Source organism: Streptomyces swartbergensis (assembly GCF_002148965.1).
GTDB classification, from domain to species: Bacteria; Actinomycetota; Actinomycetes; order Streptomycetales; family Streptomycetaceae; genus Streptomyces; species Streptomyces swartbergensis.
Map to the genome: position 1 here is coordinate 1 of NZ_NGFN01000410.1, position 7,242 is coordinate 7,242.

Annotated in this window: 6 protein-coding genes; all 6 read left to right on the forward strand. The window is 70.9% G+C overall.

Going from position 1 to position 7,242, the window contains the following annotated elements:
- Positions 1–1,105 (forward strand): EfeM/EfeO family lipoprotein (locus CA983_RS38250; RefSeq protein WP_143645686.1); only part of this gene is annotated, 1,105 nt, incomplete at its 5' end.
- Between the two features lie 47 nt (positions 1,106–1,152).
- A complete protein-coding gene (efeB, locus tag CA983_RS38255) occupies positions 1,153–2,436 on the forward strand; it encodes an iron uptake transporter deferrochelatase/peroxidase subunit (RefSeq protein ID WP_086605321.1) in 1,284 nt (427 codons plus the stop codon).
- 222 nt (positions 2,437–2,658) lie between these two features.
- The gene (locus CA983_RS38260; protein WP_086605322.1) at positions 2,659–3,513 is read left to right on the forward strand and encodes an ABC transporter permease; all 855 of its coding nucleotides are present in this window, start codon (positions 2,659–2,661) and stop codon (positions 3,511–3,513) included.
- On the forward strand, positions 3,510–4,397 hold the full coding sequence (locus tag CA983_RS38265; RefSeq protein ID WP_086605317.1) for a carbohydrate ABC transporter permease: 888 nt from the start codon (positions 3,510–3,512) through the stop codon (positions 4,395–4,397). The genes CA983_RS38260 and CA983_RS38265 overlap by 4 nt, the downstream gene beginning before the upstream one ends.
- Positions 4,398–4,424: 27 nt before the next feature.
- Positions 4,425–6,074, forward strand: coding sequence for an extracellular solute-binding protein (locus tag CA983_RS38270; protein WP_086605318.1), 1,650 nt, complete (start codon positions 4,425–4,427; stop codon positions 6,072–6,074).
- A gap of 31 nt (positions 6,075–6,105) precedes the next feature.
- A complete protein-coding gene (locus CA983_RS38275; RefSeq protein ID WP_086605319.1) occupies positions 6,106–7,173 on the forward strand; it encodes a LacI family DNA-binding transcriptional regulator in 1,068 nt (355 codons plus the stop codon).
- Positions 7,174–7,242 lie beyond the last annotated feature (69 nt).

Sequence of the window (7,242 nt, forward strand, 5' to 3'; positions counted from 1 at the left end):
GGCCGGGCTCGTCGTCGCCCTGGCGCGTCCCAAGCCCGTCGGGGGCGAGACGGTCGCGGTCTCCGCACAGGACTGCGGTCAGGGTTTCACCGCGCCCAAGCCGGGGCGGCAGACCTTCCAGATGCGCAACACCGGCGACCAGACGTCCGAGGTGTACCTCATCGACCCGGCCACCAACGCGGTCTACGGCGAGATCGAGGGCCTGGCCCCCGGCACCACCCGGGACCTCGTCGCCACCGTCGCGGGCGGTACGTACGCCTGGCGTTGTGTCCCCGCGGACGGCAAGGCCGTCACCTCCAAGGCGGTCCGGGTCGGCGGCGCCGCCGGTGCCGGGGCCGTCGTCCCCGTCTCCGAGCAGGATCTCGCGGGGCCGCTGCGGGCGTACAAGGCGTATGTGAACCGGGGTCTGGTCACCCTCGTCACCGAGACCCGGAAGCTCGGCGACGACATCCGCGCCGGGCACCTGGACACGGCACGCGCCGACTGGCTGACCGCGCACCGCACCTACGCGTCCCTCGGCGCGGCCTACGGCACCTTCGAGGACTTCGACCAGAAGATCAACGGCCGGCCAGACGGTCTGCCGGGCGGGGTCCACGACAAGCACTTCGCGGGCTTCCAGCGGATCGAGTACGGACTGTGGCACGGCCAGCCGGCTGGTGAGCTCAAGGGCCCGGCACGGCAACTGGCCGCCGATTCCGCGGAGTTGCGGACCGCCTTCCCGCATCAGGACTTCGATGCCTCCGACCTGCCCCTGCGCGCCCACGAGATCCTGGAGAACACCCTCCAGTTCGAGCTGACCGGCGACACCGACCAGGGCAGCGGCACCGGACTGGCCACGGCCGACGCCAACCTCGCCGGCACACGCGAACTGCTCACCGTACTCCGGCCGTTGCTCACAACGCGGGCCCCGCATCTGCTGCCCACCGTCGACGCGGACATCGCGCGACTCCAAGCGCTGCTCGACGCCGAGCACCACGACGGCCGCTGGACTCCCGTCGACCGGCTCGGCCGGAGTGCAAAGGAGCGGATCGACGGGGCCACGGGCCAGCTCCTGGAAGACCTGTCGCCCGTGCCGGACCTGCTCGAGATCAGGAAGTCCGCGTGAGCACCGGCCGCCACCAGCACAACGAACACGCCGAAGGGAACGTCCCCATGCCGTCCGCTGACACGCCTCCGCCGGGCTGCCCCGCCCACGCGGGCCGCCGTTCCTTCGTCAAGACGGCCCTGGGCGCCGGAGCCGCGGGCGTGGTCCTCGCCGGGGGAGGCGTGGCGCTCGCCGAGACCGGCAGTGGCACGGCCCGAGCGGCCCGAGCGGCCGAAGAGGCGAACGCCGCCGCCGTGCCCTTCCACGGCCCCCACCAGGCCGGCATCCTCACCCCCCAGCAGAAGGCCGCGGCCTTCGTCTCCTTCGACGTCATCGCCAGCGATCGCGCGGAACTGGCCGATCTGCTGCGGACCTTGACGCAGCGGGCCCGCTTCCTCGCCTCGGGCGGCACCCCCACCGACCTGGGTGTCGGCGCCCCGCCCTCGGACAACGGCATCCTCGGCCCGGTGGTCCCGGCCGACGCGCTCACCGTGACCGTCGGCGTCGGCGCCTCCCTCTTCGACGACCGCTACGGACTCGCCGAGGCCAGACCGCGCCGGCTCACGCCCATGCGCATCTTCCCCAACGACAATCTGAACCCCGCCGAGTGCCACGGCGACCTGTCGCTCCAGATCTGCGCGGCCCGGCAGGACACCGTGCTGCACGCGCTGCGCGACATCGCCAAGCACACCCGGGGCGCGATGCAGATCCGGTGGCGCGTCGACGGCTTCCAGAACGTGCCCCGGCCCAGCGGCGCACAGCGCAACCTGCTGGGCTTCAAGGACGGCATAGCCAACCCGGACGTCGCCTCGGCCCGCGAGATGGGCCACCTCGTGTGGGTCGGCGACGGACAGGGCGAACCCGACTGGGCCACCGGCGGCAGCTATCAGGTCATCCGGATCATCCGGATGCTGGTGGAGTTCTGGGACCGGGTCTCGCTGACCGAGCAGGAGCTGATGTTCGGCCGGCGCAAGGACACCGGTGCCCCACTGGACGGCGCCAAGGAGACCGACAGCCCGAACTACGCCAAGGACCCGCACGGCACGGCCATCCCGCTCGACGCCCACATCCGGCTCGCGAACCCGCGCACCGCGGCGACCGACGACTCCCGTATCCTGCGCCGGGGTTACAACTACGACCGGGGCGTCGACAGCGTCGGCAACCTCGACATGGGCCTGGTCTTCTGCTGCTACCAGCAGGACGTGCGGCGCCAGTTCGAGGCCACCCAGACCCGGCTGATCGACGAACCGCTCGTGGACTACATCTCTCCGACCGGCGGCGGCTACTTCTTCGCCCTGCCCGGCGTGCGCTCGCGCTCCGACTGGTTCGGCCGGGGACTGCTCTCGGCCTGAAGTCCCGCGTCCCGGCCTGAAGTCCCGTCTGTGTCAGAAGTGTTGACCGGGCAGTGAAAGCGTTTTAACTTCCCTTCACCGGACACGCCGAGGTGAGGGGGAGCCGTGGCAACTGACTTACGGGAACGAGCAGGTACGAGGGGGGTTAGTCCGGGCCGACGTGATCCCGATGGGGTGAAGCGTCAACGTAAAGGTTTTCAGAGCCGGACGTTGTTCCTGCTCATGCTGCCCGGGGTCGCCTACTTCCTGCTGTTCCACTACGGCGCGCTCGTCGGCAACGTCATCGCCTTCAAGGAGTACGTGCCGTTCGACGGCCTGTGGGGCAGCCCCTGGGTGGGCCCGGGCAACTTCCAGCGCATGTTCGAGGACGCGGCGTTCTGGGACTCGGTCCTCAACACCCTCTGGATCTCCGTCCTCCAGCTGGTCTTCTACTTCCCCGTGCCGCTCGGCCTCGCCCTGCTGCTGCACACGCTCACCTGGAGCTCGGTGCGCCGGTTCGTGCAGTCGGTGGCGTATCTGCCGCACTTCATCTCGTGGGTGATCGTCGTCGCGCTCTTCCAGCAGGTGCTGGGGGACACCGGCCTGCTCAACAGCGGGCTGAGCGGGGCCGGTCTGCACACCGTCGACATCATCGGCAACCCCGACGCGTTCGAGCCGCTCGTCGTCGCCCAGGTCATCTGGAAGGACGCCGGCTGGGGGACGATCATCTTCCTCGCCGCGCTGGCGCAAGTGGACGAGCAGCAGTACGAGGCCGCCGCCATCGACGGCGCCGGACCCTGGCGGCGCTTCTGGCACGTCACCCTGCCCGCCATCCGCCCGGTGATCGTGCTGCTGCTCATCATGCGGCTCGGCGACATCCTCTCCGTCGGCTTCGAGCAGATGCTGCTGCAACGCGACGCGGTCGGCCCGGAGACAGCCGAGGTCATCGACACCTTTGTCTACTACCAGGGCATCGTCGGCGGCGACTACGGATTCGCGGCCGCCGCGGGCCTGTTCAAGGGGGTCGTCGGCGCCCTCCTCGTCTACGCGGCCAACAAGGTCGCCCACCGCCTCGGCGAACAGGGGGTCTACAAGTGAGCGCGTCCGCCCGGCCCGGCTGGATGGAGAAGCCCCGGCCGCTCACCCAGGCCGCGAAGGCCCTCGCGCTCGCCGCGGTCGTGCTGCTGGTGTGCGTGCCGTTCCTGGTGATCGTGTCGACCTCTCTCGCGTCCACCCAGGAGGTCGTCGACAACGGCGGCTGGGTGCTGTGGCCCAGCGAGCCCACGCTCGACGCCTACCGCGACATCTTCGACGGCGGCATCGTCACCCACGCCCTCAGCGTCAGCGCGGGCGTGACGATCGTCGGCACCCTGCTCAGCCTCGCCTGCACGGTGACCCTGGCCTACGCGCTGTCCCGCCCGGGCGTCTTCGGCGGCAAGCCCGTACTGCTGCTGGTGCTGTTCACGTTCCTCTTCCCGCCCGGCATGATCCCGAGCTTCCTCCTCGTCAAGGAACTCGGCCTGCTCGACTCGTACGCCTCGCTCGTCCTACCCGTCCTGGTCAACGTGTTCAACCTGGTCGTCCTGCGCGGCTTCTTCCAGTCGGTCCCCGAGGAGCTGTACGAGGCGGCCCGGCTGGACGGGGCGGGGGACTGGCGGGTGCTGGTGTCGGTGGTGCTGCCGCTGTCCAAGGCCGCGCTCGCCGTCGTCGGCCTGTTCTACGCCGTCGCCTACTGGAACTCCTGGTTCTACGCCTCGCTGTACCTGGAGAGCGACCACTGGCCGCTCCAGCAGGTGCTGCGCACCTATGTGGTGTCCGGCGCCGGACTCACCGACGCGACCACCGGCGAGGCCACCGTCACCGCTCCGCAGACCGTGCAGATGGCGGTGCTCGTGATCGCCACCGTGCCGATCCTGCTCGTCTACCCGTTCCTGCAGAAGTACTTCACCAAGGGCGTGCTCACCGGCGCCATCAAGAGCTGACCCAAACCGACACGAGGTGATTCACCCATGCCCAGCATGTCCCGACGCACCCTGCTGCGTACCGTGGCCGCCGGTGGTGCCGCCGTCTCCGTCCCCGGTCTGCTGACCGCCTGCTCCTCGGGATCCGGCGACGGCGACGTCTCCAACGCCGGGAAGAAGCTCGCCCCTTGGCCGGACCACCGTCCCGCCGCCGGGCCCAAGCCCGACCTGGCCCCCACCGACGCCGGTGTCCAGGCCGGTTACACCTCCTACCCGTCCGACCTGGTCAAGTCCGTCTCCCGCACCCCGGGCGACGGCTCCACCGTCCGCGTCATGACCGTCTCCTTCGGCACCCCGCCCAAGCCCGCCTCGCAGAACCGCTTCTGGACGGCCGTGGAGAAGGCCCTCGGCGTGAAGATCGAGTACACGATCATCTCCCAGGCCGACTACCAGAAGAAGATGGCGACCGTGATGGCGGGTGACGCCGACGCCCTGCCCGACATCATCAACATGTTCGCCGGCTTCACCCTGCCCCGAGAGGCGCAGTTCGTGCAGCGCCGCGCCCAGGACCTCACGCCGTACCTGTCGGGCGACGCGATCGCCGACTACCCCAACCTCGCCAACATCCCCACCCACGCCTGGCGCGACATGGGCCGCATCGGCGGCCGCATCCACGGCATCCCGCTGGAACGCCCGCTGCCCGGCTCGACCCTCTGGATCAACCAGGACATGTTCGCCGACGCGGGCATGAAGGAGGGCTGGACCGCCGACGACTTCGCCGCCGTCGCCCGGCAGGGCACCCGCGGCCGGACGTACATGCTCGGCGCCGCCAACGGCTCCCTGTTCGGCAACGCCTACCACTCCGCCGCCCACAACGCCCCCCAGCGCTGGTCCGTCACCAAGGACGGCACCTTCCTGCCGGCCGCCGCCGACGAGCGCTACAAGGCATCCATCGCCTTCCAGGCCCAGCTGCGCAAGAACGGCTCCTACCACCCCGACGCCACGTCCATCTCCCAGATCGACCTGACGACCCTCTACTACAACGGCACCGTCGGCTCCATGCAGGACGGGTTCGGCGCCTACCTGCCCAAGTACCGGGAATCCAAGGGCAAGATGAACCCCGCGGCGGCCCTGCCGTACAGCGTCGGCGGCGAGCCCGGCGGCATCGTCGCCGCCCGCCGCTCCTTCGGCTACACCGTCCTGAAGCAGGCCAAGAAGGAGCGCATCGAACTGCTGCTGCGCATCCTCGACTACCTCGCCGCGCCCTTCGGCAGCGAGGAGTGGGAACTCGTCCACTACGGCGTCGAGGGCGTCCACTTCACCCGCGGCAAGGACGGCTCGCCCGAACTCACCAAGCTCGGCGAGGTCGAGAACAACACCAACCTGCCGCTGAAGTACCTCGCGGAAGGCCCCCAGGTGCTGTTCGTGCCCGGCATGCCCGACGCCGTGCGCGCCCTGCACACCTGGCAGCAGAGGGTCGTGCCGCACGCCATCCGCGACGCCTCCTTCGGGCTCCAGTCCGCGACGAACAACTCCCAGGGCGCCACCCTCAAGACGTTCCTCGACGACACGATCACCGGGATCATCGCCGGACGGCTGCCGATGTCCGAGTGGGACGCGGCCGTGAAGAAGTGGCGGAGCCGGGGCGGCGACAGAATGGCCGAGGAATACGCGAAGGACTACGCGGCCAACGCCTGAACAGCGGTGGGCGGAAGAGGAGACGCGGGGGATGGGGAACGACAGGGTGTCCAAGGGACGAGTCACGATCCGTGAGGTCGCCGAGCGGGCGGGCGTGTCGACGGCCACCGCCTCCCGCGCGCTCAGCGGCAACCACCCGGTGCCCCCGGCGACCCGGGCCCGGGTCCTGCGCGCGGCCCGCGACCTCGACTACGTGGCCAACGCGCACGCCCGCGCCCTGGTCGGCGGCGGCCGCAAGATGGCCGCCGTCGTGGTCCGCCAGGTCACCAGCCCCTTCTACGCCCAGGTCGCCGAGGGCGTGGAGGCGGAGGCCGCCGACCGCGGCTGGCTCTGCGTGGTCGGCGCCACCGGCGGTGACGCGCAGCGCGAGATGGAGTTCGTGCAGCTCATGCGGGAGGAGGGCGCCCGGCTGGTGATCCTGGTCGGGGGAGTCGTCGAGGACGACGCCTACCGCGAGCGCGTCGCCCACTACGCCCACGCCCTCGACTCCTCCGGAGCCCGGCTCGTGCTCTGCGGCCGACCCGCGCCCGACCCGGAGATCCCAGCGCTCGTCGTCGAGTTCGACAACGAGGCCGGGGCCCGCGCCATCACCGCCCATCTGCTGTCGGCCGGCCACCGCGGGATCGTCTTCCTCGGCGGACTGCCCGGCAACACCGCCCTCGACGCCCGCGTCACCGGCTACCGGGCCGCCCTCGCCGAGCACGGGCTGCCGCCCGAGGCCGCACACGTCGTCGACTGCGGACTCGGCCGGGCCGCCGGCCACCGCGCGATGACCGAACTCCTCAAGTCGACAGGGGAGTTCACCGCGGTCTTCGCCGGGGACGACATGGTCGCCGCCGGCGCCCTGCGCGCCATCGCCGACAGCGGACTGCGCGTCCCCGGCGACATCTCCGTCGTCGGCTACAACGACATCCCGCTCGCGGAGGACTTCAACCCGCCCCTCACCACCGTCCGCACCCCCGCGGAGGAACTCGGCCGCGCCGCCGTGCGCATCGCGCTGCGCGACCCCGAGCACGCCGCCGGGGCCCACCATCTGCTCGGCACCCACATCGTCGTACGCGACAGCGTCGGCGCGCCCCCGCCCGGGCGCGCCCTGTGACCAACGGAGGAACCGCACCCGCATGAGCGCGCCGCACGTGTCGCTCCCCGACCCGACGCACCTCCCCAA